General features: G+C 45.2%; 18 protein-coding genes and 1 pseudogene. 15 read left to right on the forward strand and 4 right to left on the reverse strand.

The window, feature by feature from the left end; translation table 11 throughout:
• Positions 1-98 precede the first annotated feature (98 nt).
• The 9 genes from U1F02_RS00715 to U1F02_RS00755 all read left to right on the forward strand — a co-directional run bounded on the left by U1F02_RS00715 (position 99) and on the right by U1F02_RS00755 (position 9,320).
• On the forward strand, positions 99-1,796 hold the full coding sequence (locus U1F02_RS00715) for an NAD-dependent malic enzyme (RefSeq protein ID WP_409989052.1): 1,698 nt from the start codon (positions 99-101) through the stop codon (positions 1,794-1,796).
• A gap of 30 nt (positions 1,797-1,826) precedes the next feature.
• The gene (locus U1F02_RS00720) at positions 1,827-2,489 is read left to right on the forward strand and encodes a UPF0149 family protein (RefSeq protein ID WP_409988431.1); all 663 of its coding nucleotides are present in this window, start codon (positions 1,827-1,829) and stop codon (positions 2,487-2,489) included.
• A 94-nt stretch (positions 2,490-2,583) separates the two neighbouring features.
• Entirely contained in the window at positions 2,584-2,946 is a 363-nt protein-coding gene (locus tag U1F02_RS00725) for an MmcQ/YjbR family DNA-binding protein (protein ID WP_409988432.1), read from the forward strand.
• The gene (locus U1F02_RS00730) at positions 2,939-3,523 is read left to right on the forward strand and encodes a helix-turn-helix domain-containing protein (protein ID WP_409988433.1); all 585 of its coding nucleotides are present in this window, start codon (positions 2,939-2,941) and stop codon (positions 3,521-3,523) included. The genes U1F02_RS00725 and U1F02_RS00730 overlap by 8 nt, the downstream gene beginning before the upstream one ends.
• Before the next feature lie 108 nt (positions 3,524-3,631).
• Entirely contained in the window at positions 3,632-5,809 is a 2,178-nt protein-coding gene (fadB, locus tag U1F02_RS00735) for a fatty acid oxidation complex subunit alpha FadB (RefSeq protein WP_409988434.1), read from the forward strand.
• The gene (gene fadA / locus U1F02_RS00740) at positions 5,809-6,987 is read left to right on the forward strand and encodes an acetyl-CoA C-acyltransferase FadA (RefSeq protein WP_409988435.1); all 1,179 of its coding nucleotides are present in this window, start codon (positions 5,809-5,811) and stop codon (positions 6,985-6,987) included. Before fadB ends, fadA begins: the two co-directional genes overlap by 1 nt.
• A 138-nt stretch (positions 6,988-7,125) precedes the next feature.
• Complete coding sequence (locus U1F02_RS00745) at positions 7,126-7,686, forward strand: TetR/AcrR family transcriptional regulator (protein WP_409988436.1); 561 nt, start codon at positions 7,126-7,128, stop codon at positions 7,684-7,686.
• A gap of 24 nt (positions 7,687-7,710) precedes the next feature.
• Positions 7,711-8,961: an MFS transporter gene (locus U1F02_RS00750; protein ID WP_409988437.1), complete on the forward strand. Its 1,251-nt coding sequence runs from the start codon at positions 7,711-7,713 to the stop codon at positions 8,959-8,961.
• 98 nt (positions 8,962-9,059) lie between these two features.
• On the forward strand, positions 9,060-9,320 hold the full coding sequence (locus U1F02_RS00755) for a hypothetical protein (protein WP_409988438.1): 261 nt from the start codon (positions 9,060-9,062) through the stop codon (positions 9,318-9,320).
• Positions 9,321-9,394: 74 nt separating this feature from the next.
• On the opposite strand, the gene glgA is transcribed toward U1F02_RS00755, so the two are convergent.
• Positions 9,395-10,843: a glycogen synthase GlgA gene (gene glgA / locus U1F02_RS00760; protein ID WP_409988439.1), complete on the reverse strand. Its 1,449-nt coding sequence runs from the start codon at positions 10,841-10,843 to the stop codon at positions 9,395-9,397.
• 28 nt (positions 10,844-10,871) lie between these two features.
• Positions 10,872-13,100: a 1,4-alpha-glucan branching protein GlgB gene (gene glgB, locus U1F02_RS00765; RefSeq protein WP_409988440.1), complete on the reverse strand. Its 2,229-nt coding sequence runs from the start codon at positions 13,098-13,100 to the stop codon at positions 10,872-10,874.
• 424 nt (positions 13,101-13,524) lie between these two features.
• Between glgB and glgC the strand changes: the two genes are divergently transcribed.
• From glgC to U1F02_RS00785, 4 genes are read left to right on the forward strand one after another with little or no spacing between them, the layout of a single operon-like run.
• A complete protein-coding gene (gene glgC / locus U1F02_RS00770; RefSeq protein ID WP_409988441.1) occupies positions 13,525-14,796 on the forward strand; it encodes a glucose-1-phosphate adenylyltransferase in 1,272 nt (423 codons plus the stop codon).
• On the forward strand, positions 14,786-16,513 hold the full coding sequence (locus U1F02_RS00775) for a glycoside hydrolase (RefSeq protein ID WP_409988442.1): 1,728 nt from the start codon (positions 14,786-14,788) through the stop codon (positions 16,511-16,513). The genes glgC and U1F02_RS00775 overlap by 11 nt, the downstream gene beginning before the upstream one ends.
• 35 nt (positions 16,514-16,548) lie before the next feature.
• Positions 16,549-18,081 carry a 4-alpha-glucanotransferase gene (malQ, locus tag U1F02_RS00780; RefSeq protein ID WP_409988443.1) on the forward strand — a complete coding sequence of 511 codons (1,533 nt, stop codon included), beginning with the start codon at positions 16,549-16,551 and terminating at the stop codon, positions 18,079-18,081.
• A gap of 30 nt (positions 18,082-18,111) precedes the next feature.
• A complete protein-coding gene (locus tag U1F02_RS00785) occupies positions 18,112-18,477 on the forward strand; it encodes a hypothetical protein (protein ID WP_409989062.1) in 366 nt (121 codons plus the stop codon).
• A 53-nt stretch (positions 18,478-18,530) separates the two neighbouring features.
• On the opposite strand, the pseudogene U1F02_RS00790 reads toward U1F02_RS00785, so the two are convergent.
• Together U1F02_RS00790 and U1F02_RS00795 are read right to left on the reverse strand one after the other, a co-directional pair.
• Positions 18,531-18,827: pseudogene (locus U1F02_RS00790) on the reverse strand (hypothetical protein); the annotation flags it as partial.
• Positions 18,827-20,710, reverse strand: a complete 1,884-nt coding sequence (locus U1F02_RS00795; RefSeq protein ID WP_409988444.1) for a histidine kinase — start codon at positions 20,708-20,710, stop codon at positions 18,827-18,829. The pseudogene U1F02_RS00790 and the gene U1F02_RS00795, both read right to left, overlap by 1 nt.
• Before the next feature lie 130 nt (positions 20,711-20,840).
• Here U1F02_RS00795 and U1F02_RS00800 point away from each other — a divergent pair, with 130 nt between their 5' ends.
• The gene (locus tag U1F02_RS00800; protein ID WP_409988445.1) at positions 20,841-21,329 is read left to right on the forward strand and encodes an HPP family protein; all 489 of its coding nucleotides are present in this window, start codon (positions 20,841-20,843) and stop codon (positions 21,327-21,329) included.
• Positions 21,330-21,699: 370 nt separating this feature from the next.
• Positions 21,700-25,422, forward strand: a complete 3,723-nt coding sequence (locus U1F02_RS00805) for a nitrate reductase subunit alpha (protein WP_409988446.1) — start codon at positions 21,700-21,702, stop codon at positions 25,420-25,422.
• Positions 25,423-25,573: the final 151 nt, after the last annotated feature.

Here is a 25,573-nt window from a genome sequence, read left to right on the forward strand (position 1 = left end):
TTTGTTCGATCCAATGTGTTTTTGTCATTATCAGTAGCTATTAATTTTTATGTGGATTATGTTATTCACACAACCCACGGACTTAGGTTCATAAAGTGATGACCAAAAAGCGCCCCATTTATATTCCTTTTGCTGGCCCCGCATTACTTGAGGCTCCATTACTGAACAAAGGTAGTGCATTTAGCGAGCGCGAGCGACAGCAGTTCAATTTGGAAGGTCTGCTTCCATATCGAATTGAATCCATCGATGAACAAAAAACGCGCGCCTACCATCAGCTCAATGCGTTCCAGTCAGATATAGATAAACATATTTACCTTCGCAACATTCAAGATACCAACGAAACCCTTTATTTCCGTTTAGTCGCCGAGCACCTCGAAGAGGTTATGCCACTTATTTACACCCCAACCGTAGGTTTAGCGTGCCAGCAATTTTCGAAAATTTATCGACGCAAGCGCGGACTGTTTATTTCTTATCCAGATCGCGATCGTATGGACGACATGTTGCAAAACGCAACCAAGCAAAATGTGAAGGTTATAGTCGTCACAGATGGTGAGCGCATTCTCGGATTAGGTGATCAGGGCATAGGCGGTATGGGAATTCCCATCGGAAAACTAGCGCTTTACACCGCCTGTGGCGGCATAAGCCCTGCCTATGTTTTACCCGTTACGCTTGATGTGGGATGCAACAATCCATCGGTGATTGATGACCCCATGTACATGGGCTGGAAGCATCCGCGTATAACAGGCGAGGACTACTACGCGTTTGTCGATGAATTTATCCAAGCGGTAAAACTGCGTTGGCCAAAAGCTTTACTTCAGTTTGAAGATTTTGCCGGTGACCATGCTACACCGCTCTTGAATCGCTACCGCAATGAACTTTGCTGCTTCAACGACGATATTCAAGGTACCGCAGCGGTTGCCATAGGCACTTTATTGGCTGCCTGTGCCGCTAAAGGTGAACGTTTACGCGATCAGCGCGTTGCGTTTGCCGGTGCGGGTTCAGCAGGTTGCGGAATTGCTGAGCAACTGGTTCGCCAGATGATGATTGAAGGTTTAACCGAACAAGAAGCGCACGATCGTATTTTCCTTGTCAGCAAAGATGGCTTGCTGCAAACGAGTTCTCAGGGATTGTTCGATTTCCAAAAACATCTTTGCGTTCCTGATGCTGTGGTCAATCGCTGGAAGCTCACCCATGAAAGACACGAGGGTGTCGTGAATTTGCTCGATGTGGTGGTGAATGCGAAGCCAACCATTCTTATAGGTGTGTCCGGCCAGCCCAATTTGTTCACTAAAACTATCGTTGAGAACATGCAGTCTTACTGCGAGCGCCCGATTATTTTTCCCCTGTCGAACCCTACATCCCAAGCGGAGGCTCAGCCGGTAGATCTTTTGCGTTGGACGTCTGGTAAGGCCTTGATTGCAACGGGCAGCCCTTTTGCGGCGGTTGATATGGGTAATCGCCATTTTGAAATTGCGCAGTGTAACAACAGCTATATTTTCCCGGGCTTAGGTTTGGGCGTAATCGCGGCTAGAGCCAAGCGGATTACCAATAATATGATGACGGCTGCAAGCCGTGCTTTGGCCGACTCTTCACCTGCATTAAAAGATCCGACTGCGGCTTTATTACCTCCATTGGGTGATATCCGAACTCTCAGCCAAACCATCGCTTTTGAAGTGTTCAAACAGGCGGTGGCGGATGGGGTGGCCATGCCGATTCCGGAAAATATCATGCGCGAAAAAATTGCCGCGGAGTTTTGGCAACCTGAGTATCGGGAGTACAGGCGCACCTCCTTCTAGGTGGCTGGGGTTAAGGTTTTAGGATTTGAAATGTCAGTAATAGAAGTTCCTACCGCTCCTAAAGATGCGGATGCAGAGGCTAAAGTACGTGTATTTATTGCAGAGGTATTGGCTTCACCGCAATGTCCTGCTTACAGCATGAACCTTGATCAGTTAGACGGTTATTTGCGTGCAGTTGCCGTTGAGCCTAAACCCACCGAGCCAACAGATTGGCTGCCTTTAATATTTGGCGATGAATTTGGCGGCAAACTGCCCAGCAGCGTGGGGGATTACTCAATAGACGCTATTACCAAGGCGCTAATATATATCTATAATTCCCATAGAGTTGCAGTCTTAAGCCATCAATGTGTCTTACCTTTTTCGTGTGAGTATTCCGAACACCGAAACGACAGGATCCGAGCTGAGCAGTGGGCCAGAGGATTCATGCAGGGCTACATTTATTGGCAGGATATTTGGAGCCAATATTTAGATGAAAACCAGACGGGTTCGAATCTAGCTGTTATACTGCCACCGTCAACAAATGATGAACTAGACGACATTCTTGCTACAATAAGTGCAGTCGCAGATGCGGACTATGCGTTACTGACAGGTGTCACTACCGCTGACCTGATACATATGTTTAATTGCTTACCGCAAAAGATTGTTGAATATGGTCGAATCGCCCATATTATTCGTATCAAGAGCCAGAGCTAGTTTTGTCCACTTCCATCTGCTGTTGGTCTAGAGTGTTAAATGCAAGACAAGTACTTTCAACCGTTATCTTATCGAGATGTTTAAAAAGGACTGCATGATGGATTTTTCTTCTGCGCAAAAATATCTATTAAGTAAAAAACAGGCGGTACAGACGTTTCCGCAAGATCCTAATGTGGGTGTTTACAAGGTTTGCCACAAAATGTTTGCGACCTTGACCTCTGGTGTCGCTTTTGCCCGTATTAATTTGAAGTGCGATCCAGATTTGGCGTTAGAGTTGCGCGCCCAATATGACGCCGTTCAGCCCGGTTATCAAATGAACAAAAAACACTGGAACACCGTTATTTTTGACGGCAGCATTCCAGATGAAGAAATTTACGAGATGATCGATCATTCTTACAATTTAATTGTGAGTAATTTGCTTGATCATGAGCGTGAACGTTTATTGAAAAATGACTGATCAACCGCAAGAAAGTGTTTCACCTCAACAATCGGTGGATTTTGGCACCCGTCTAAAATATATCCGCGAATACAATGGGTTATCCCAAAGGGAATTGGCAAAGCGGGCAGGAGTTCCGCACAGCAGCATTTCAATGATTGAGCAGGGCACAAATAGTCCGTCGATCAACTCTCTCGCCAAAATTCTTGGCGGCATTCCAATGAGTATCGCACAGTTTTTTAGCTGTGATTTATCGCTGTTGAGTCAGCAGGTTTTTCGCGCAAGTGATTTGCGAGATAGTCAGCGCAGCGTTTCAGCTGGCATCAACGCGCAACATATTCCCTTGCAAGATTCCTCGACCCAAACTCGTTTTGAGCGATTTACCTATACTTTTAATGCAGATACAGGCGAAGTACCGCGATACTCCGCGCGGCCAGTCAGCGGCTACGTTCTCAGCGGCTCTATAGAGCTAACACTGAATGCTGAGGTTGTTACTCTTACGACTGGAGATGCCTTTTCGCTTGGTGCCATGCAACCCTTCCGCCTTCGCAATCTATCGCAAAGCGAAGAATGCGTCATTCTGACCTGTACACTCTAAGCGTTAAACACGTCATCTTCTGGCTCGCTCTTTTCACTCATAGCTAATAGCCTGCTACACTCAATCCAGCTTCAGCATTTTTATATCAACCTCTAAGAGAAGATGCTTATGTTCCAAGGAAAAGCGCTATCCCTCACCCAACAATCAGACGGCATTGCCGAATTGGTCTTTGATTTACAAGGCGAATCGGTCAACAAATTTAATTTGCTCGCGGTGTCGGAACTAGACCAGGTGCTCACGTTGCTCGAGCAATCTAAAGACGTTAAGGGCTTGTTAGTCACCAGCGCAAAAGATGTCTTCATCGTTGGTGCCGATATCATGGAGTTCGGTGCCGTGTTTGCCGCGGGTCCGGAACAAATCATTGGCCATTTGGCGAATAACAACCGCAATAATTGCCGCTTGGAAGATTTGCCTTTTCCAACGGTTGTTGCAATTAACGGTATCGCCTTGGGCGGTGGCTTAGAATTTTGTTTGTCGTGTGATTATCGCGTTGCAAGTACAGCGGCGAGTAAAATTGGTTTACCTGAAACCAAGTTGGGAATTATCCCGGGTTGGGGTGGCACAGTTCGTTTACCACGTATTGCTGGTTTGGATACCGCAGTTGAATGGATAGCTGCTGGCAAAGAAAATACCGCCGAAGAAGCGCTGACTGCGCGTGTCGTAGATGCGGTTGTCGAACCCGCAAAATTGCGCGCAGCCGCTGTCCATACGCTGAAACAAGCGATGGCTGGTAAGTTTGATTACAAAGCGCGCCGCGAACAAAAAAAATCTTCACTCAAATTGAATTTCATTGAATCCATGATGGCTTTTGAAACATCGAAAGCGTTTGTGGGTGGGCAAGCTGGCCGTAATTATCCCGCGCCAGTTTCTGCAATCAAAGCCATGCAGAAAGCGGCTGATAAAGGCCGCGAAGAAGCCTTGCAAATTGAAGCAGAACATTTTGCCAAAATGGCGCAAACACCCGTTGCACAATCTTTGGTTGGTATTTTTGTGAATGAACAATTGCTCAGCAAAAAAGCCAAAGGCTGGGAGAAAAAAGCGGATAAGAAAATTGGCCGCGCTGCTGTTTTAGGTGCAGGCATTATGGGTGGCGGTATTGCTTACCAAAGCGCGCTTAAAGGCACGGCTATTAAGATGAAAGATATTGCCCAAGCCGGTATTGATCTGGGGCTTTCTGAAGCCAATAAATTATTGAGCAAGCGTGTTGAACGTAAAAAAATGACCGCGTCCGAAATGGGCGATGTGCTCAACCGAATTGAGCCGACGTTGGTTTACGATGGCTTCGACAAAGTGGATATTGTTGTCGAGGCGGTTGTAGAAAATCCAAAAGTAAAACAGAGTGTCTTGGCAGAAGTTGAATCTAAAGTTAGCGCTGATACGGTTTTAGCATCTAACACATCAACTATTTCTATTTCATATCTCGCTGAAGCTTTGCAGCGCCCAGAAAATTTCTGTGGAATGCATTTCTTTAACCCCGTTCATATGATGCCGCTTGTTGAAGTTATTCGCGGCACAAAGACTTCAGATAATGCAGTTGCTCGCACCGTTGCCTACGCGAATGCCATGGGCAAAAAACCAATCGTTGTAAAAGATTGCCCCGGCTTTTTAGTGAACCGCGTTTTGTTTCCTTATCTCGCGGGTTTTGCCATGTTGGTGCGCGATGGTGTCGACTACCAACGCATCGACAAACTCATGGAAACCTGGGGTTGGCCAATGGGTCCAGCTTATTTATTGGATGTTGTTGGTATCGACACTGCAGTCCATGCAGAAAAAGTCATGGCCGATGGTTTCCCCGATCGCATGAAGCGCGATTTCAAATCATGCACCGATGTGATGTTTGAAGCGGGCCGTTTAGGTCAGAAAAACTCGAAAGGTTTTTACAATTACGAATTGGATAAAAAGGGCAAACCTGCAAAAGTAGCGAGCCCGGAAGCGATTGAAATATTAAAACCCGTCGTCGCTGCTCCAGTAGAAATCAGTGATGAAGATATCATTGCGCGCATGATGGCTCCCATGGCCACCGAACTTGCGCGCTGCTTGGAAGAAGGTATTGTTGAGACGGCCGCAGAAGCAGATATGGCCTTGGTTTACGGAACCGGTTTCCCTCCGTTCAGGGGCGGTGTTTTCCGTTGGATTGATTCAATCGGTGCTCAGGCCTTCTGCGATATGGCTGCAAAATTCAATGGTTTAAGCGCTCTCTATGAACCGCCTGTCAGCCTAAAAGAAAAAGCTGCCAACAATCAAAAATTCTACGGCCCAGCTGTAAAAAAAGAGGGAGAAAAATAATGAGCTTACAACCACGTGATGCCGTCATTGTTGACTACGCGCGCAGCGCCATGGGCAAATCAAAAAATGGATGCTTTCGCAATATGCGCGCCGATGATATTTCTGCCGCAATTATTCAAGGCTTACTCGCGCGCAATCCAAATCTTGATCCCGCTACCATCGACGATATGTTGTGGGGCTGTGTTATGCAGCGTGAAGAACAGGCGTTCAATATCGCACGCAACATTTTATTGTTAGCAGGTTTGCCTCATACAATTCCTGCGCAAACGATTAACCGTTTGTGCGGTTCCTCCATGGCTGCGTTGCACACGGCGACTGCAAACATTCGCGCAAATATTGGCGATGTTTATTTGATTGGCGGCGTTGAGCACATGGGTCATTTGCCTATGTACGAATCTGTTTCTATCAATCCGCTGCTTGGTTTATCTGTAGCGAAAGCGGCAGGCAATATGGGCATGACCGCAGAATATCTTGCATTACTGCATGGAATTAATCGTCAGCAAATGGATGAGTTTGGCGCTCGCTCGCATCAACTTGCGGCGGCAGCTCGATCAGAAGGTCGCTTTGCGCGCGAAATTATTCCTGTTGAGGGCCACAATGCTGACGGCTTTTTGATTCAAGTCGAAGAGGACGAAACTATTCGCCCTGAAACCACGGTTGAAGCCCTCTCAAAATTACCACCGGTATTTGACCCGAAAAATGGGCAAGTAACAGCGGGGACATCATCACAATTGAGTGATGGTGCTTCGGTGATGTTGGTGATGTCTGCCGAACGTGCTCAGTCCTTAGGTTTAAAGCCTATTGCCAAGGTTGTTTCTACTGGATTGGCTGGTGTTGACCCATCAATTATGGGTTACGGGCCTGTACCGTCTACCGAAAAAGCGCTCAAAGTTGCTGGCTTAACGATGGACGACATCGAGATTGTAGAACTCAATGAAGCCTTTGCCGCGCAGGCCTTACCAGTCCTAAAAGATTTGAAGTTGTTGGATAAGATGAACGACAAGGTCAACCTCAACGGCGGCGCTATTGCGCTGGGTCATCCTTTCGGCTGTTCCGGGACGCGCATTACGGGCTCGCTGCTCACGGTCATGCAGCAAAAGAACGCGACCTTGGGAGCATCAACCATGTGTATAGGCTTAGGGCAGGGGATTACCACCATCTTGGAGCGGTTGAACTAATTCAAGGTCATTAATGTACTTCTTCAAAAACTCGGCTTCGGTCGAGTTTTTTATTTTTGGGCGGTGCAATACATAAAACTTGTATTTTTACCTAAAATAGGTATTGTTACCTAGATATCCAATGGAAGCCCTTATGCGATGAAAACAAAAGACAAAATTTTAGACGCCGCACTTTCCGTTTTAATGGAAAACGGGTTTCAAGCGCTCACCCAAACGCGTATTGCGGAAGCAGCCAATGTGAGTCAAGGCAACTTGACCTATCACTTTCCAACGCGGACAGATTTGTTGAAGTCTGTTGTGGAAGAAATTAAGCGTCGCATGACAGCAATTAGAAAAGCTCAGTTCGAAGAGAAGATACTGGATTGGTCCGTTTTAGAAGATATTTTGGTGAGCTTACCCTTATCCAAAAATATGCCCCAACTCATGCTGGCATTAACCGTTGCCAGAGATGAAGACCCGACACTCGCTGAATGGTTTGCGAATTCTGATCTGGAGATGCGGCAAAATCTTCGCAATCTTATTGAGCGAATAGGCTATCAGGTGGATGAAGATGCATTGCATTTTATGCGCGCAACCTTGGTTGGTGCTGCGCTTATACATCTGCAACAAAATTCAGAAACCTCTGCCAGTGTTGCTCGGGGTGTTATCAAAAATGCCTGCAATTATTTAAAACAACAAGCTACTCCGCTTGCTGTTTGACTTTCAATTTTTTAGAGATTAGTTATGAACCAACAAGTTAAAACGGAATTCACTTCCTACCAAAAAATGGTGATGCTTGTTCTCGCATTACTGCAATTTGTCATTGTCTTGGATTTTATGATTATTGCCCCCATCGGGGATTTGCTCATAAAGACGCTGGACATCAGCACAAAACAATTTGGTTTTGTTGTTTCTTCTTACGCATTTAGTGCAGCCATATCGGGAATCGCAATTGCAGGTTTTGCGGATAAGTTTGATCGCAAAAAAATGCTGCTGGTATTCTTTTCGGGCTTTATTGTAGGCACTTTGTTATGTAGCTTGGCCACAAGTTACATGGAAATACTAAGCGCTCGAATTATTACCGGTATTTTCGCGGGTGTTACTGGCTCAACAATCTTAACCATCATTGCCGATATTTTTCCTGCCAATATGCGTGGTCGTGTAATGGGCGTAGTGCAAATGGGTTTTGGGTTTAGCCAAGTTATTGGTATTCCGCTCGGACTTTTTATTGCCACTCGCTTTGATTGGCACAGTACTTTTATATCTATTGTTGTCGTAACGGTTTTTATTTGGTTCGCCATTGCATTTGTCTTTAAGCCAATTACCGAACACCTACAGTATCAATCCGACAAAAATGCATTTGCTCATTTGTGGCATACATTGAAGAATAAAGATTACCAAATCGGTTTTATGGCGACGACCTTTCTCACCATTGGTGGATTTATATTGATGCCATTTAGCACCATTTTCTTGGTTAACAATGTGCATATTGCGAACGAACATCTACCGATTATCTTTTTAACGACAGGCTTATCTTCGTTGGTTGTTATGCCTGTTGTTGGAAAGCTGAGTGATAAATACGATCGCTTCCGAATCTTTATGTTTGCAGGTATTGTCGCGTCATTCATGACGATTATTTACACCCACTTAACAGTCACACCACTTTGGATAATGGTTATTTTCAATATGGTGTTCTTCGCTACCATCATGAGCCGTATGTCGCCAGCCATGGCTTTGAACTCGATGGTGCCAAAACCAGAAGATCGCGGTGCTTATATGAGTATTTCGTCATCGCTGCAGCAAACTGCTGGCGGATTGGGTTCGATAGTGGCGGGGCTAATTGTTTATCAAGCTTCGGAAACCAGCCCCTTGGAGCATTTTGATATTTTAGGTTACGTGACTGTCGCAGTATTTATCATGTGCATTTACTTGGTTCGTCAAGTTGATTTGAGCTTGAAGGCGCGCCCAACACCCATACTCGGTAGAGCACACTAAGTTTAAGTGGGGAACTGTTTTTGAGTGATCTTTGTGCTTTTCAGAAACGCTTGGGAATCTTCTGGTAGAATGCAGGCTCCATAAAGTCTGGAGTGGTTATGTCATCCTCTTTTTACGAAATTCTTGAGCTTTCATCCGGTGAAATTGTATTAAAGCGCAGCGGTGATGAAGGGTCCAATGAACCGCTGGTAACGCTTAAATTTTCGCCAGAATCCATTGCATTTTTGGGCGCTGGACGTTTTGAAGTTGCCAAAGCAATGATTGAGGCGGGAATGGAAGCAGCGAGTGAGTTGGCGGAGCAACATGTTGATGAAATATCCGCCGACATCAGTGAAATCAAGCAACACGTTTTACATTAAAACTTAAGCTTTTTAGTTCGTCCTATTTCTCGGCGCAGTTGATGATCCCAAACAAAAGCTTGGGATCATCATTCTTATCTACTGAGAATTTTCTGATAAATTTCCTCATATTGCTCTGCACTTTTTTCCCACGAAAAATCTTGGCTCATTGCATTTTTCTGCATTTTTTTCCATAGGTCTGGTTGCTTGTAACAGTCAAGCGCACGCTTAATGGCTAAATGCAATTCCTGCGGTGTTGCCGTGTGGAAAACAAATCCATTTCCGTCAGCCCCTATATCATCAAAGGGACGCTCGTTGACCGTGTCACGCAAGCCTCCCACTGCATTTACTACGGGTAATGTGCCATAGCGCAGGCTGTACATTTGGTTTAAGCCGCAGGGCTCAAAAATAGAAGGCATTAAAAAGATATCTGCACTAGCTTCAATTTGGTGTGCAAAGGTTTCGTTATAGCCAATGGTCACAGATACTTTGTGTGGGTGTTGCTTGGCAATATTTTTTAAGGCTTCTTCGTAGCTGTGAAACCCACTGCCCAAAATAACCAGTTGGCAATCTTGCGCGAGTAGTTGGTTCATTTGATTCAAAATTAAATCGATGCCTTTTTGCTCCACCAATCGACCAATAAACCCCATCATGGGAATTGATTCGTTTACGGGCAAACCAAGTTGTTCTTGAAGCGCAATTTTGTTGGCAACTTTTTGACCGACGGTGCGACGATTGTAATTGTGCGTGATCAGCTTATCAGCCCCGGGATTCCATTCGTCCATGTCGATGCCATTCAGCACGCCCGTTAAATCTTTTGCGCGAGCGCGTAATACTCCATCCAACCCACAACCAAACTCCGGTGTTTGAATTTCTTGTGCATAGCTTTGGCTTACTGTCGTAATCGCATCGGCAAACGCGAGCCCGCCTTTCATAAAAGACATTTGCCCGTAAAATTCCAATTTATCGTGATGCCAGTAATCGCTCGGCAAACCTAATTCCGCAAAAATTTGATAAGAAAAAAGTCCACGGTAGGCGAGGTTGTGAATGGTAAATACTGATGCAGGTTTGTTGGTGTGCTGCGCGAGTAGTGCAGGAATTAAACCGGTTTGCCAATCGTTGCAGTGAACAATATCGGGTTGCCAATCCAAATTGGCTTCATTTAGTGCAATCGCTTCCGCTGCACGTGCAAAAACATAAAAGCGCCAATGATTATCACCCCAATCACTTCCATCTGGGCCGCAGTAGGGGTTTCCATCCCGCTCCGAAAACTGCGGAATATCAACTAAAATCACGGTAACGCGAGAGCCGGGTAACCGCGTTTGTAGCAAACTGATAGTTTGACCCGGAATTGAAATTTCGGTCACTTTTTTAACGCCAGCTTCTTTTGCTTTGTTCAAAACACTCGCGTAAGCAGGCAGCAAAATTTTTATATCATGCCCGCGCTTTAGTAACGCACGCGGCAAACTGGACGCCACATCTGCCAAGCCGCCTGTCTTAATTAATGGGTGAGCTTCACTGGTTGCGAAGAGAATTTTTTGCATCGGACTTTCCATAAATACATTTTGGCTTTTAGTAATCACATTTCAACAAAATAGCACCTAGCGGCGGCAAAGTAAGTTGAATGGATTGCGCATGTCCCATCCAGCTAATTTGTTCCGTTGGAATTTCTGAGGCATTGCCTTTGTTAGTGCCAGCGTAATAGGCGGAATCCGAATTGAAAATTTCGTGATAGGTGCCTGCAACAGGAACACCGAGTCGATAATTTTCTCGCAAGGCTGGTGTGAAATTCAAAACTACTAAAGTGAAACCAGAGCTGCTTTTGCGTAAATAGCTGATGACAGATTGTGTTGAATCATGGCAATCAACCCATTCGAATCCGTCATATTGAAAACTGCGTTCATAAAGCGACGGCAAGCTGGTGTATAACTTGTTCAAATCTTTCACTAAGGTTTGTAAACCGACGTGTCTATTTTGTTCGCCGCCGGAACTTCCTTCATCTAACAAGTGCCAATCGAGCGAACGCGCATGGGCCCATTCGCTCCATTGACCAAATTCGCTACCCATGAACAGCAGTTTTGAGCCGGGGTAGGTGTAGAGGTAGGTGTAGAGCAACCTGAGGTTTGCGAATTTTTGCCAATCGTCGCCCGGCATTTTTCCGATCATGCTGCCCTTACCGTGAACCACCTCGTCGTGCGAAAAGGGAAGTTGGAAATTTTCGGTGAAGGCGTACATCATCCCAAAGGTGAGTTGGTTGTGATGGTATTGGCGATAGATCGGATCTTTGCTCATGTAATCGAGCGTGTCGTGCATCCACCCCATATTCCACTTCATAGAGAAACCCAAGCCGCCAACATAGGTTGGGCGGGTAACTTGCGGCCACGCGGTAGATTCTTCTGCGACGACAATTGCGCCCGGACATTGGCCATGACATAAGACATTTAGCTGACTTAAGAAGGCCATGGCTTCAAGGTTTTCATTACCGCCGTAGATATTAGGAATCCATTCGCCATGGTTGCGTGAGTAATCCAGGTGCAACATGGAGGCAACAGCATCAACACGCAAACCATCGACATGGAATTCTTTTAACCAGTAGAGCGCGTTGGCTAATAGAAAGTTACGCACTTCGTTGCGGCTATAGTTATAAATCAATGTGCCCCAGTCGCGGTGTTCGCCTAAGCGTGGGTCTTCATGTTCATAAAGCGCGCTGCCATCAAAGCGGGCGAGGGCGTGTGCATCTTTAGGGAAGTGGGCAGGGACCCAATCCAACAAAATACCTATGCCTTGCTGGTGAAGATGATTAACGAAATAACGGAAATCATCCGGCGAGCCAAAACGGCTCGTGGGCGCGTAGTAGCCTGTAGTTTGGTATCCCCAGGAGTCATCCAAAGGGTGCTCAGTAATGGGCAGAACTTCGACATGGGTAAAGCCCATGTATTTCACGTAATCCGCCAGCTGATGAGCTAGATCGCGGTAGCTCAAAAAGCTGTTGCCTTCGCCACGACGCCAAGATCCCAAATGCACTTCATAAATGGAGATAGGCGATTTTTGCCAATCCCAGCTTGCGCGCTTGTCCATCCACCCATGATCGTCCCACGCGAATTGGGATGGTGCTGCAACAATGGACGAGGTTTTGGGGCGTTGTTCAAACGCCTGCCCGTAGGGGTCAGATTTTAAAAAGGTTTGATGTGTGTCGCGGTTACGAATTTCGTACTTGTAGTTGGTGCCTGGCTTCACACCGGGAATAAATACTTCCCAAAGACCGCTTGCACCGCGCACTCGCATTGGATGGTGGCGACCGTCCCAATCGTTAAAATCTCCCACAATGCTTACTCTTTCAGCACTGGGCGCCCATGTTGCGAAGAGAACCCCCGCAACTCCATCGATTGTTTTTGGGTGAGCACCAAGAACGTTATAGATGCCCCAATGCTGCCCCTCACCAAAGAGGTGCATATCGAGTTCGCCCAATTGTGGTGCAAAGCTGTAGGGGTCATATTCAACGCGAACTTGATTGTGGCGGTCGGTCCAGCGGATTTGATAATGAGCCGGTAGGTTTTTTGCCAAGCCATACCATTCGAAAAAATCAGTACCCTCAATACGTTCTAAAGGGCTCGTTCCGTTTTGAAGAAGTACATTGACGTCGCGTGCGCCCGGAATAAATAGCCTGACCAGCGTATCGGCATCGGACGTAGCTGCCGCTAAGGGATGGCGCCCCAGAACCTCAAAGGGGTCATGATGAGTCGCGTTAATGATACGGTGTAATTCACTGGTTAAGGTTTGTGCCGGTTGTGCACTAAGCATGAAAAGAGTCCTGTTTCAAAGTGATATTTTTGACCAAAAAATGACTAATCCGGGGTTTTTATCTATACCTACAGGATTGGCGTTTAACTTTATAGACGCGAGCAGCTAATTTAGATTAACTTACTGAACAATTACATGAAAGCGTAATAGGTTAAGTATAAAGTGCCCTTAAAGCTACGCGCTTGTTATGCAAAAAATGTTTAGCTTGACATAAACATTTGCAGATTCGATGCCAGTATTGAGTCTACACTTATATGACTCGCCCGAGGCATTAATTAATCTTAGGTCGAAATGCGAAATTTGAAATGGATCGTTTCTCTTGGCATTGATATTGCTCAAAGTCACAAAAGAGAAATCATTTTATTGTCAGATCATTAGTTTAATCTCAGATCATCACTTTGAAATAAGAAAGAAAGGAGTTTTAATGAGTACTAACCAGACCTCTGGTCGTTTTGTAAGCCGCCTTACACAAAAAACTTTAGCGGTTATTCTTGCAGGTGGCCGCGGTTCGCGCCTTCATCAATTAACAAACTGGCGAGCAAAACCCGCCGTACACTTTGGCGGAAAATTTCGCATCATCGATTTCCCTTTATCTAACTGTGTTAACTCCGGCATTCGTCGCATTAGCGTATTAACGCAATACAAGTCTCATTCCCTTGATCGACACATCCAACGCGGTTGGGGTTTTCTCGGTGGTGAGTTAGGTGAGTTCGTTGAATTATTACCCGCTCAACAACGCCTTGATGAATCTTGGTATGTGGGGACTGCCGATGCGGTATTGCAGAACCTCGATATTATTCGTCGTCACAACCCCGAATACGTTTTGATTCTTGCGGGCGACCATATCTACAAGATGGACTACGGTACCATGATTGCGGCACACGTAGAGCGTGGTGCTGATATCACTGTGGGATGCATTGAAGTTCCGCTTGATATTGCCAGCTCATTTGGTGTGATGGACATTGATAAAGACAACCGCATCGTTCGTTTTACTGAAAAACCAGCCAACCCTGAACCCATGCCCGGCAAAACCGATAAAGCCTTGGCATCAATGGGTATCTATGTATTTAGTACCAAAGTCTTGTTCAGTGAATTATTGAAGGATCAAAAAAATCCTGATTCAGAACATGATTTTGGTAAAAATATTATTCCATCCATGATCAATACCCATCGCGTAAATGCATTCCCATTCCGTGATCCAATTAGCGGTGGAGAAGGTTACTGGCGCGATGTAGGAACTGTTGATGCACTGTGGGAAGCGAACCTCGAATTAACCTCGGTTATTCCAGAATTGGATTTGTATGATGCGGAGTGGCCAATTTGGACTCATCAAGAACAAGTTGCACCAGCAAAATTCGTTTTCGATGACGAAGGTCGCCGCGGTTATGCAGTGGACTCATTAATTGCCGGTGGCTGCATTGTTTCCGGTTCTGTTGTGAAGCATTCATTACTGTTCCCGCGCGTTAGAATTCACTCTTATTGTGATATTGAAGACTCAGTGCTTTTCCCCAGTGTGGAAGTAGGGCGCAATTGCAAAATTCGCAAAGCGCTAATTGACCGTCGCTGCAAAATCCCCGAAGGAACTGTGATTGGCTACGATGAAGAAGCAGATCGCAAGCGTTTCTTTGTTTCACCCAAAGGTGTTGTATTAGTAACACCGGAAATGTTGAGTGAGGATCATCCGCATGCCCTTTAATGGCAAAATGAAGGTTGTATTTCTCTGGCACATGCATCAGCCAGATTATCGCAACATAATGACAGGGGAATATTACTTCCCCTGGACTTATCTTCATGCATTAAAAGATTACGTGGACATGGTTGCGCATTTGGAGGCGCAACCTAAAGCGCGCGCCGTATTTAATTTTGCGCCGATTTTGTTGGAGCAGCTTGATGACTACGCGCAACAAATCGAAAACTTTTTTAAACGGCAAGAAAAAATTAAAGATGCGGTTCTATGGTCACTGGTAGATTCCCATCTACCGCTGGCCGGTACACCGGAATTTATTGCCTTATCCAAAAAATATTTGCGTGCTAATCGCCAACGCATGATTGAGCGCTTTCCAATTTATCGCGAGTTAGCAGACATCGCAGAAAAACTTGATGAGCATTCACCCATCGCAAAATATTTGAACGAGCAATTTTTAATTGACTTAGGGTTCTGGTATCACCTGAGTTGGTTGTCAGAAACGCTTCGCCGCAGCGATTACCGTGTGCAGGCCTGGCAAAACAAAGGTCGTGGTTTTAGCTGGCAAGACCGCATGGATTTGGTCAAATTAATTGGCGAGGAAATAGCCTCCATCGGCCCTCGTTATAAAGCGCTATACCAAAAAGGCCAAATCGAATTGTGTATGAGTCCTTATGCACATCCCATAGTGCCATTGCTATTGGATATAAATTCTGCGCGACAAGCATGGCCAGAAGTAACCCTTCCCATTGCAACCAATTATGCTGGCGGCGAAGAGCGCGCTAAATGGCATTTGGCACAGGGTATAAAAACCTTTGAACATTATTTTGGTCACAAACCTCGCGGCTGCTGGCCGTCAGAGGGCAGTGTGAGTGATGACACACTTAAGTTAATGCAAGAGGCCGGGTTTGATTGGGTTGCAACAGGAGATTCAGTTTTACACAACACCCTGCGTCATCCAGACAACAAAGTGATTGCAGATGATTTGAGCGAGCGCAAGGCTTGCTTGCATCGTCCCTACAATTTTGCAGATCATAAGGTGAATTGCTTTTTCCGCGATGACGGTCTTTCTGATTTAATTGGTTTTAAATACGCAACATGGCATTCGGACGACGCAGTAGGTGATTTAATTAATCACATGGTTAACATTGCCAATGCGTGTGACAATCCTAAAAATTCTGTGATCTCCGTGATTATGGACGGTGAAAACGCGTGGGAATATTTTCCTGAGAATGCCTATTACTTCTTAGCGCAACTTTATAAGCGAATCGATGAGCACCCGATGCTTGAACTCACGACTTATAGCGAGTTACTCGATCAGCAAAAACCGGAACCACTCACTATGCCTCACGTAGTCGCCGGTAGTTGGGTTTACGGAAACTTTTCAACTTGGATTGGTGACAAAGATAAAAACCGCGGTTGGGATATGTTGTGCGAAGCCAAGCTTGCTGTTGACCACGCGCTTGCTACAAAAAAATATACCAAATCTGAACTACAACAAATTGAAAAACAGTTGGCCTTATGCGAGGGCTCGGATTGGTTTTGGTGGTTTGGCGGATACAATCCCGCGCAGAGCGTAAGCGACTTTGAATATTTGTATCGTCAACATTTGAAAAATTTATATCACTTGATTCGCGTACCTGAACCTGAATATTTAAATACGGTAATCAGTGTTGGCGGCGGCGATCCGGCGACTGGTGGCGTAATGCGGCAAGGTCACGAAAACTAACGAGCCAGGGCTCATAACGAAAGGATAGGGCTTAGATGCCAGATAAAGTTGTTAAGGTCTCACCGCTCTTCCAAGCCCGCAGGGCGGGGGTGTTATTGCACCCCACATCACTTCCTAATGCACATTCTTTTTTTCAATCCAAACCCTATCCACAGATGCATGGCGCGCTGGGAAAAGATGCTTACTTATTTGTGGATTTTCTTGCAAAGGCAGGTTTAAGCGTTTGGCAAATGTTGCCGACAACGCCAACGCATGCTGATCTCTCTCCGTATCAATCCGTGTCTGCACATGCAGGCAACCCTGAATTAATCAGTATTGATTGGCTTGTGCATCACGGTTGGGTTGATGGTAATAATGATTGGCAAGAAGCATCGGCTTCGCTCGAAAACTTAAAAAAAATTCGTTCAGAATGTGCAGTTCAGTTTTATGAAAGATTGGCTGACTCGCATCATCTCCAAACAAGATTGCAGGAATTCATTGCCAATAATCAATATTGGTTAGATGACTTTGTACTGTTTATGGCGCTGCGTAAGCATTTCAATCAGTTGCCTTGGACTCAATGGCCAGCTGAACTTATTAAACGAGAACCTCAAGCGGTTGCTGAATACAAAAAGCTGCTAGAAAAAGATATTTCTGTGTATGTGTTCGAGCAATTTGCTTTCGCTGAGCAGTGGAATCAGCTTCAGCATTACGCAAAAAGCAAAAATATTTTTCTATTTGGTGATATGCCTATCTTTGTTGCCCATGACAGCGCAGATGTATGGGCAGCTCAGCACTTTTTTAATTTAGATGAACAAGGTAATGCATTAACTGTTGCCGGTGTTCCACCTGACTATTTTTCTGAAACAGGCCAGCATTGGGGTAATCCGCATTACAACTGGGCTGCAATGGAAGCAGATGGCTTTAGTTGGTGGATTGATCGGCTTCGCACCCAATTAAATCAATTTGATTTGATTCGTATCGACCATTTTCGTGGCTTTGAAGCCTTTTGGGAAATTCCCGGTGACAGCAAAGATGCGCGGGGCGGGCAGTGGGTAAAAGCGCCGGGCGATGAATTTTTAACGGCATGTTTCAACGCATTTCCAGATTTACCGCTGGTAGCAGAAAACCTTGGGTTAATCACACCCGAAGTTGAAGCCTTGAGGCATAAATTTAATCTGCCGGGCATGTTGGTTTTGCAATTTGCGTTCGATGGCAATAACAAAAACCCACACTTACCGCATTGCCACTCCCTGAGTGACGTCATTTATACCGGCACTCATGACAACGACACAACGGTTGGTTGGTATCAATCCTTAAACGAGGATCAACGGTTGCTGGTGAGAAATTATCTTTATCAGAGCGATCAACCGATCAACTGGCTTTTAATTGAATCCGCACTGTCATCTGTCTCACCATTGACTATGATTCCTCTACAGGATTTTTTGGCTCTGGATGGAGAGCATAGAATGAACATGCCCGGGACAACCGGAACCAACTGGCAATGGCAATTTACTTGGAGCCAGTTCCCGGAAGATTTGGAAACACAAATACATTCGCGGATTTACCGTTACGATCGTTTAGCTTGACACAATATTCACTGGCGCGAGGGACATTCTATGGAACACAGATGTACGGAGAGAATTACTGGTGATTTGAAAGTGCTTATTCATCGATACAATCAGCCTATTGCGATAGGGAGAATTAAAAACGGAAGCCGTCTTGGTGTTTTTGTTGAAACGGAATTTGCTGACATAGGATGTGAGCAGCAACTAAGACTGGAAATTGTCGCTAACCGACAGTACCGTCAGCCGCTTATAACAATGAACGCCTTGGTGATTCATAAAACCGAGAAAGGTTTTGGAGCTGAATTGGATCTTGATTCGTTTGAGCAGAACGATCTTTTTATGAAGATGTTGCGTGGTGATTTTTCTACATCTGCTTCAGTGGATGAGACATCCTTTGCGGTAGTCGCCAACGGCTGATACAAGTAGAACGATTGCATGGAGGCGTAAATCAGTACAAATCCGATTAAGATTTTATAGGTGGAGCCAGGCAAATTGACCAATCCTCCCAGATACGCAAGAGGAATGGAGGTTGCAATTAGCGGAAAAAATATATGCTTGGAGAAAGCACCAGCTCTATAAAATTTAACCGACGCAATGCTGGCAACAAGTATATTTAAAAGTAGTGCCGCAGGCTTGATTGTGCTTGGAGCAATGCTCATAAAAGCCATTACGGCAATATAACCTGACGCACCAGCATGACCAACACACGCGTAGAGAAATGCGATAAAAAAAAATAAGACAGAAATCAATAAAGTGGCGTACTCCATCACAACTCCTTCGTTTCGGTAATATCCGTGACGGCTATATTGTTTTTATTGCGCTGAATAATAAATTCTGGAAGAAAAGTAAAATCTATCCGCGTACCGCCCCCATGATTGTTGTGTATGTCTAGAATACCGCCCAAGTGTTTTCCTCGTTCCTTCATAATGGCAAGGCCGTAGTGGTTTAATTTTTCCGGTGAGTCAGGCATGCCAATGCCATCATCATCGATAGTCAGCGATATTTTTTTGTCAACTAATTGTTTCAAATGGATATTTAACTTAGTCCCCTTGCTATGGTGTATAGCGTTCTGGCTCGCTTCCCTAATAATTTGTAGTAAGTGAATCTCCTCATTTGGAGTTAACGGTACGTTAAATAAATTGAAGTCCAAGCTGATCTCTATGGAGGATTGTTCACTCAGTTGTTGAACAGTTGCATCCAGCGCATTTTTTAACCCTCCACCGTCTACCTTTAAGCGGAAGGTTGTTAAAAGCTCGCGCAACTGACGATAAGCATTATTCAGCCCTTGTTTCAACTCGTCGGCTACATCTTCCATTGTATTTTTGTCTTCTTTGTTAATTGCAAGGTTGAGACGCGTAACCTGAATTTTCAAATAGGAGAGGGCCTGTGCCAGTGAATCATGCAGTTCTCTGGCGATTGCATTGCGCTCTTGCAAAACCGCAACGCGTCTTGACTGGTCTTCCTCCGACTTGAGGCTTAGACCAACGGCTAATTGATCCGTAACAGATTGGATTAATTGCTCCTGCCATGTGGACAATGTATCTGCCGGAGGGAGATTGCAAACAATCAGACCAAAATGACGCTGCTCTCGGTTTAATTGAAACCGATAGGTTGTAGCGCTGGATGATTTTTCCACAATGCCACGGCTTGCAATGCATTTTTCACAGTTCTTAGCTGCGCATAGTTCCTGAGTTATTTCGCTTGCTGGTTTGATCTGCAAATATGGACTATTTCCAGCGTTTGTCATAAGACACAGTTCGATGTCGTTTACACCTGTCACTGAAGATAGGCGCGATATAATCTCATCGAAATTAATGCCTTCAGGATTGTGTTCAATAATAAAGCGCGCAGTATCGTACAGAAATTGTAAAGTGATGTTTGATTTTTTTAACTCGTCTGTTTTCTCATCGACTTGCTTTTCAAGGTTTTCGTACATGTAACCAATTGCTGCGTTCATAGAATTCAATGTTTCAGCAAGCACCCCTAACTCATTGGCTTCCATTGGTCGGATACGGTAACCAAAATCCCCCTGTGAAATACGCTTAGCTGCATTTGTGAGCGTTGTTAGTGGCTGCTCGACTTTAACCTTCAATGCATACATAACTAACACAGATACAAATAGGGTAGTAAAAAGAGCAATAATCTGAACCAATCTAAAGCTGCGTACCTTATATTCCGCATCTACCTGAATCGCAGTAACGAGTTGATCTAATAGTTCGATCTGTTGGTCTAGAATGCTTTGCAGCTCTCCATTTGATTTTACATTCTGCATTGCTGGGACAACTTTATTAGACCAGTTTAAAAATGCTTCGTCATAGAGTTCACTGATGTGTGGTTTCTCACGACGGATTCTGTCAAAAACTGGATGTTTCCAGATGCTATCTATTTTATTTCTGGCGAATCTCAATTCCTGACTGTTTCCTTCAATGGACATAAGTCCAATCTTATAACTTTGCATTCGAAGCGAACCGGCTACATTTATAGCGAGTGAATCATTTTCCGCTTTTTCAGATATCCAGTAAGAAATAAGCATGGTCGTCATGCCAAGCATAACGATACAGGCCAGCGCAACACTAATTCGCACTACAATTGAGGTCTTTTTTTGCGGAATCATATTTGAAGATTTATATAAGTGTGGTATTCGAAACATATAATACATGCCTTTGGTACTAGCATGCCAACTACCACTAAAAGAGTACTTATAATAAGTTGTTGCTAATGATGATGGATTGCGTAATAAATCTACTTCACAACTCGTCAAGCCTGACGAAGGAGACAGTATGGCAATGAAATCTGTAGTACCCGTGGCGAACGACATCATGTCCTGTGATCTATTGACAGTCTACGAGGGCTGGACGATCTATCGTTTGGCGGAGTTTTTTATTAAACATCAGATTTCAGCAGCTCCCGTTATCGCATCTGATCATGAGCTTGTAGGTATCGTGAGTGTGGGGGATGTGTTCAGATTCCACAGTTTAGATGATGGAGAAAAAGGCAATGTGATGCGCAATCATTACCGCGATAGTTGCGGACAAGATATTAACTCTGAGGATCTACGAGCTTGGGTGAAGGACGCAGATAAAAATTGTACGGTTCATCAAATAATGACTCCAGAAGTTATAGCAGTTGATAAGCAAGCCGCGATCGATCAAGTTATCGACATATTATTAGACAGGCGCTTACATCGAATTTTTGTCACTGAACAGAACAAAATCGTTGGCGTTATAACCGCGATGGATCTACTTCGATCCCTCCGACACCAAATCTAGATTTAAATTGGACTACCCTTTTTCGCTACTGGATTCCCCTTTCAGTGGCGATTTTTTTTGCCAAAAATTTTAACGGATACCGTAGTAGTACCTCTTTAATTTTTGGAGTAATAAATACATTGCTCCATGCCTATTCTGATAGCCTAGTTTTTAACAAAAACAATAAGTTAGAACATGATCCAGCGTACCACTTTGTGGGTAGCCTTAAGAATTCATGTAAAAACTCGGTACTGGTTAAGCGCTAACTAATATCGTACTATTAGGTTGCAAATTGTGTTGTTAGCGAAGGCAATTTAATTCTTATGCGTTTTCTCATCCGTATTACTGGCAGAGATGGCGCGCGATATTTTAGTTAAGGAGTCGTCCCACGATGAGTCATGTTCTCGATAAATTACGTTTCTTTAAAAAGCGTCAAGAACCCTTTGCCGATGGGCATGGCGTTACAACAAATGAGGATCGCACCTGGGAGCAGGGTTACCGCCAGCGTTGGCAGCATGACAAAATTGTACGATCTACCCACGGCGTAAATTGTACCGGCTCATGCAGCTGGAAAATTTACGTGAAAGACGGTTTGATTACTTGGGAAACCCAGCAGACCGATTATCCGCGCACACGTCCTGATCTTCCAAACCACGAGCCGCGCGGCTGCCCTCGTGGTGCAAGTTATTCGTGGTATATCTACAGTGCCAATCGTTTGAAATATCCAAAAATTCGTCAGGCATTAATGGAATTGTGGCGCGAGGCCCGTGAAGAATTTAGCGACCCGGTGCGCGCATGGGAATCCATTGTGCAAAATCCAAAACGTGCAAAAAAATACAAAGAGCGCCGTGGTTTGGGTGGATTTGTGCGTGCCCATTGGGAAGAAGTGAATGAAATTATTGCTGCTGCGAACGTCTACACCGCAAAAAAATTTGGTCCCGATCGTATTTCCGGATTCTCGCCCATTCCCGCAATGTCGATGGTGTCTTACGCCGCAGGCTCACGCTATTTATCCTTGATTGGCGGAAACTGTTTAAGCTTTTACGACTGGTATTGCGATTTACCGCCATCATCTCCGCAAGTGTGGGGCGAGCAAACCGACGTGCCTGAATCTGCAGATTGGTATAACTCCGCTTACATCATTGCTTGGGGTTCCAACGTTCCACAAACGCGTACACCCGACGCACACTTTTTATCGGAAGTGCGTTACAAGGGCACCAAAACTTGCATTATTACCTCGGATTATTCTGAAGCTTCAAAATTTGGCGATACCTGGCTCGCACCAAAACAAGGTACAGATTCTGCTTTGGCGATGGCGTTTGGCCATGTGATTTTAAAAGAATTCCATATCGATAACCCCAGTAGTTATTTCACCTCTTACGTAAAACAATATACCGACATGCCCATGTTGGTCATTTTAGAAAAAAATGGCGAGGTGCTCACTCAAGGCCGCTTCTTGCGTGCATCAGATTTGGTTGACAATTTGGGGCAGGAAAATAATCCGGAATGGAAAACCATTGTGCTGGATTCCAACGACAATCAACTTAAAAGCCCGCTCGGCTCAATCGGCTATCGCTGGGGGCAAAGTGGAAAATGGAATTTGGAAAATCGCGAAGGTGGTGCGGGCGCAGAAATTAATTCGCACCTTTCACTTAAAAATAATTGCGATTTAATTGCCGATGTGGCTTTCCCCTATTTTGGTGGCCACGAGCATGAGTACGATTACTTCAAACACACCGATCACAAAGATATTCAGCTGCGCAAAGTGCCTGCGCGCAAGCTGCAATTAGCAGACGGCAGCGAAGTATTGGTTGCCACTGTATTTGATTTAACAATTGCAAACTACGGTGTAGACAATGGTTTGGGTGATGCAAACTGCGCGAGCAGTTTTGATGATGACAAGCCTTACACTCCCGCATGGCAAGAAAAAGTAACCGGTGTTAAGCGTTCAGATGTTATTCGTGTTGCGCGCGAATTTGCGCGTACCGCTGATAAAACTCACGGTCGTTCCATGGTGATTGTGGGTGCTGCACTCAATCACTGGTACAACATGGATATGAATTATCGCGGCCTGATTAACATGCTGATGATGTGCGGCTGTATCGGTCAAAGCGGCGGCGGTTGGGCGCACTATGTAGGTCAGGAAAAATTGCGTCCGCAATTAGGTTGGTTGCCTTTGGCATTTGGTTTGGATTGGCAACGTCCACCACGTCAAATGAACGGCACTTCATTTTTCTACAATCACGCAAACCAATGGCGTTATGAAAAATTGGATATGAGCGAAGTCATTTCCCCGCTCGCCAATAAAGAGAAATGGTCGGGCAGCATTATTGATTTTAACTCGCGCGCAGAGCGCATGGGTTGGTTGCCATCTGCACCGCAACTCGCTACCAATCCATTGCGAATTGCCACGGCCGCTGCGGCAGCCGGTAAAGAACCCAAGCAATATGTTGTGGATGAATTGAAATCCGGCAATTTGCAATTTGCCTGTCAAGATCCGGATTCGCCGCAAAATTTCCCACGCAATATGTTTATCTGGCGTTCAAATTTGTTGGGTTCCAGCGGCAAAGGCCACGAATATATGTTGCGCCATTTGCTCGGCACCAAGCACGGTTTGCTCGGTAAAGATTTGGGCGATCACGGCAAAAAGCCACAAGACGTGAAATGGCATGATGAAGCGGCCGAAGGCAAGGTGGATTTGTTGGTGACGCTTGATTTCAGAATGTCTACTACCTGTTTGTATTCCGATATCGTATTGCCTACTGCAACTTTCTATGAAAAAGACGATATGAATACATCGGATATGCATCCGTTTATTCATCCACTTAGTAAAGCGATTGATCCGGTTTGGGAATCACGCAGCGATTGGGATATTTTCAAAGGCATTGCGAAAAAATTCTCTGAAGTGTGCGTTGGTCATCTCGGTGTTGAAAAAGATGTTGTGACTCAACCCACAATGCACGATACGCCAGATGAATTGGGTCAGCCATTTGGTGTTAAGGCTTGGTGGAAAGGCGAATGCGAGGCTATTCCCGGTGTCACCATGCCGAATATTGCGGTAGTTGAACGCGATTATCCGAATACTTTTGCACGCTTTACATCGGTAGGGCCTTTGCTGGAAAAACTGGGCAACGGTGGTAAAGGCATTAAATGGGATACCAAAGAGGAGGTTGAATTTTTAGGAAAACTAAATCGCATTCATCACGAAGAGGGCGCTAATCAAGGACGTCCAAAAATTGAAAGTGCGATTGATGCCTGCGAAGTTATTTTATCGCTCGCACCTGAAACCAACGGCCATGTTGCGGTAAAAGCGTGGGAGGCCTTGAGTGTTATTACCGGCCGCGAACACGCGCATTTAGCCTTACCCAAAGAAGATGAAAAAATTCGCTTTGCCGATATTGTGGCGCAACCGCGCAAAATTATTTCATCGCCCACGTGGTCTGGCTTGGAAGACGAACACGTTTCTTACAACGCCGGTTACACCAATGTGCATGAATTAATTCCGTGGCGCACCCTTACCGGCCGTCAACAGTTTTATCAAGATCACGAATGGATGCGCGATTTCGGCGAGCAACAATGTTTGTACAAGCCGCCAGTCAATTTAAAAACCATTGATCCCGTAAAAGATAAAACGCCAAACGGCAACAAAGAAATTATTTTGAACTGGATTACGCCGCACCAAAAATGGGGTATTCACAGTACTTACTCCGATAACCTGTTAATGCTCACATTGTCGCGCGGTGGTCCTATTGTGTGGATAAGTGAAGTAGATGCAAAAGAAGCGGGTATTGAAGACAACGATTGGATCGACGTGTTTAACGTGAACGGTGCTATTTCTGCGCGCGCGGTTGTCTCTCAGCGTGTACCGCAAGGGATGAGTCTTATGTATCACGCGCAGGAACGCATTATTAATATGCCCGGTTCATCGCTGACCAAAACACGCGGTGGTATGCATAACTCAGTAACGCGCGCAATTATGAAGCCCACGCATATGATTGGTAGTTATGCGCAGCAATCTTACGGTTTTAATTATTACGGCACTGTAGGTTGTAACCGCGATGAGTTTGTTGTTGTAAGAAAAATGAAAGAAGTGGATTGGCTGGGCACGCCTTGATTTGGAGTGCATAAACCCACCCTAACCCTCCCCTTCAAAAGGGGAGGGAATCCATGGCTCGAGGGGTTGATACTCGCGAGAGTCAGCTCCTCCCCCTCGTGGAGGGGGAGGCTGGGAGGGGGTCAAAATCATCTTAACTTCTTTAATGATT

It is taken from the genome of Cellvibrio sp. (assembly GCF_046347455.1).
GTDB lineage: Bacteria > Pseudomonadota > Gammaproteobacteria > Pseudomonadales > Cellvibrionaceae > Cellvibrio.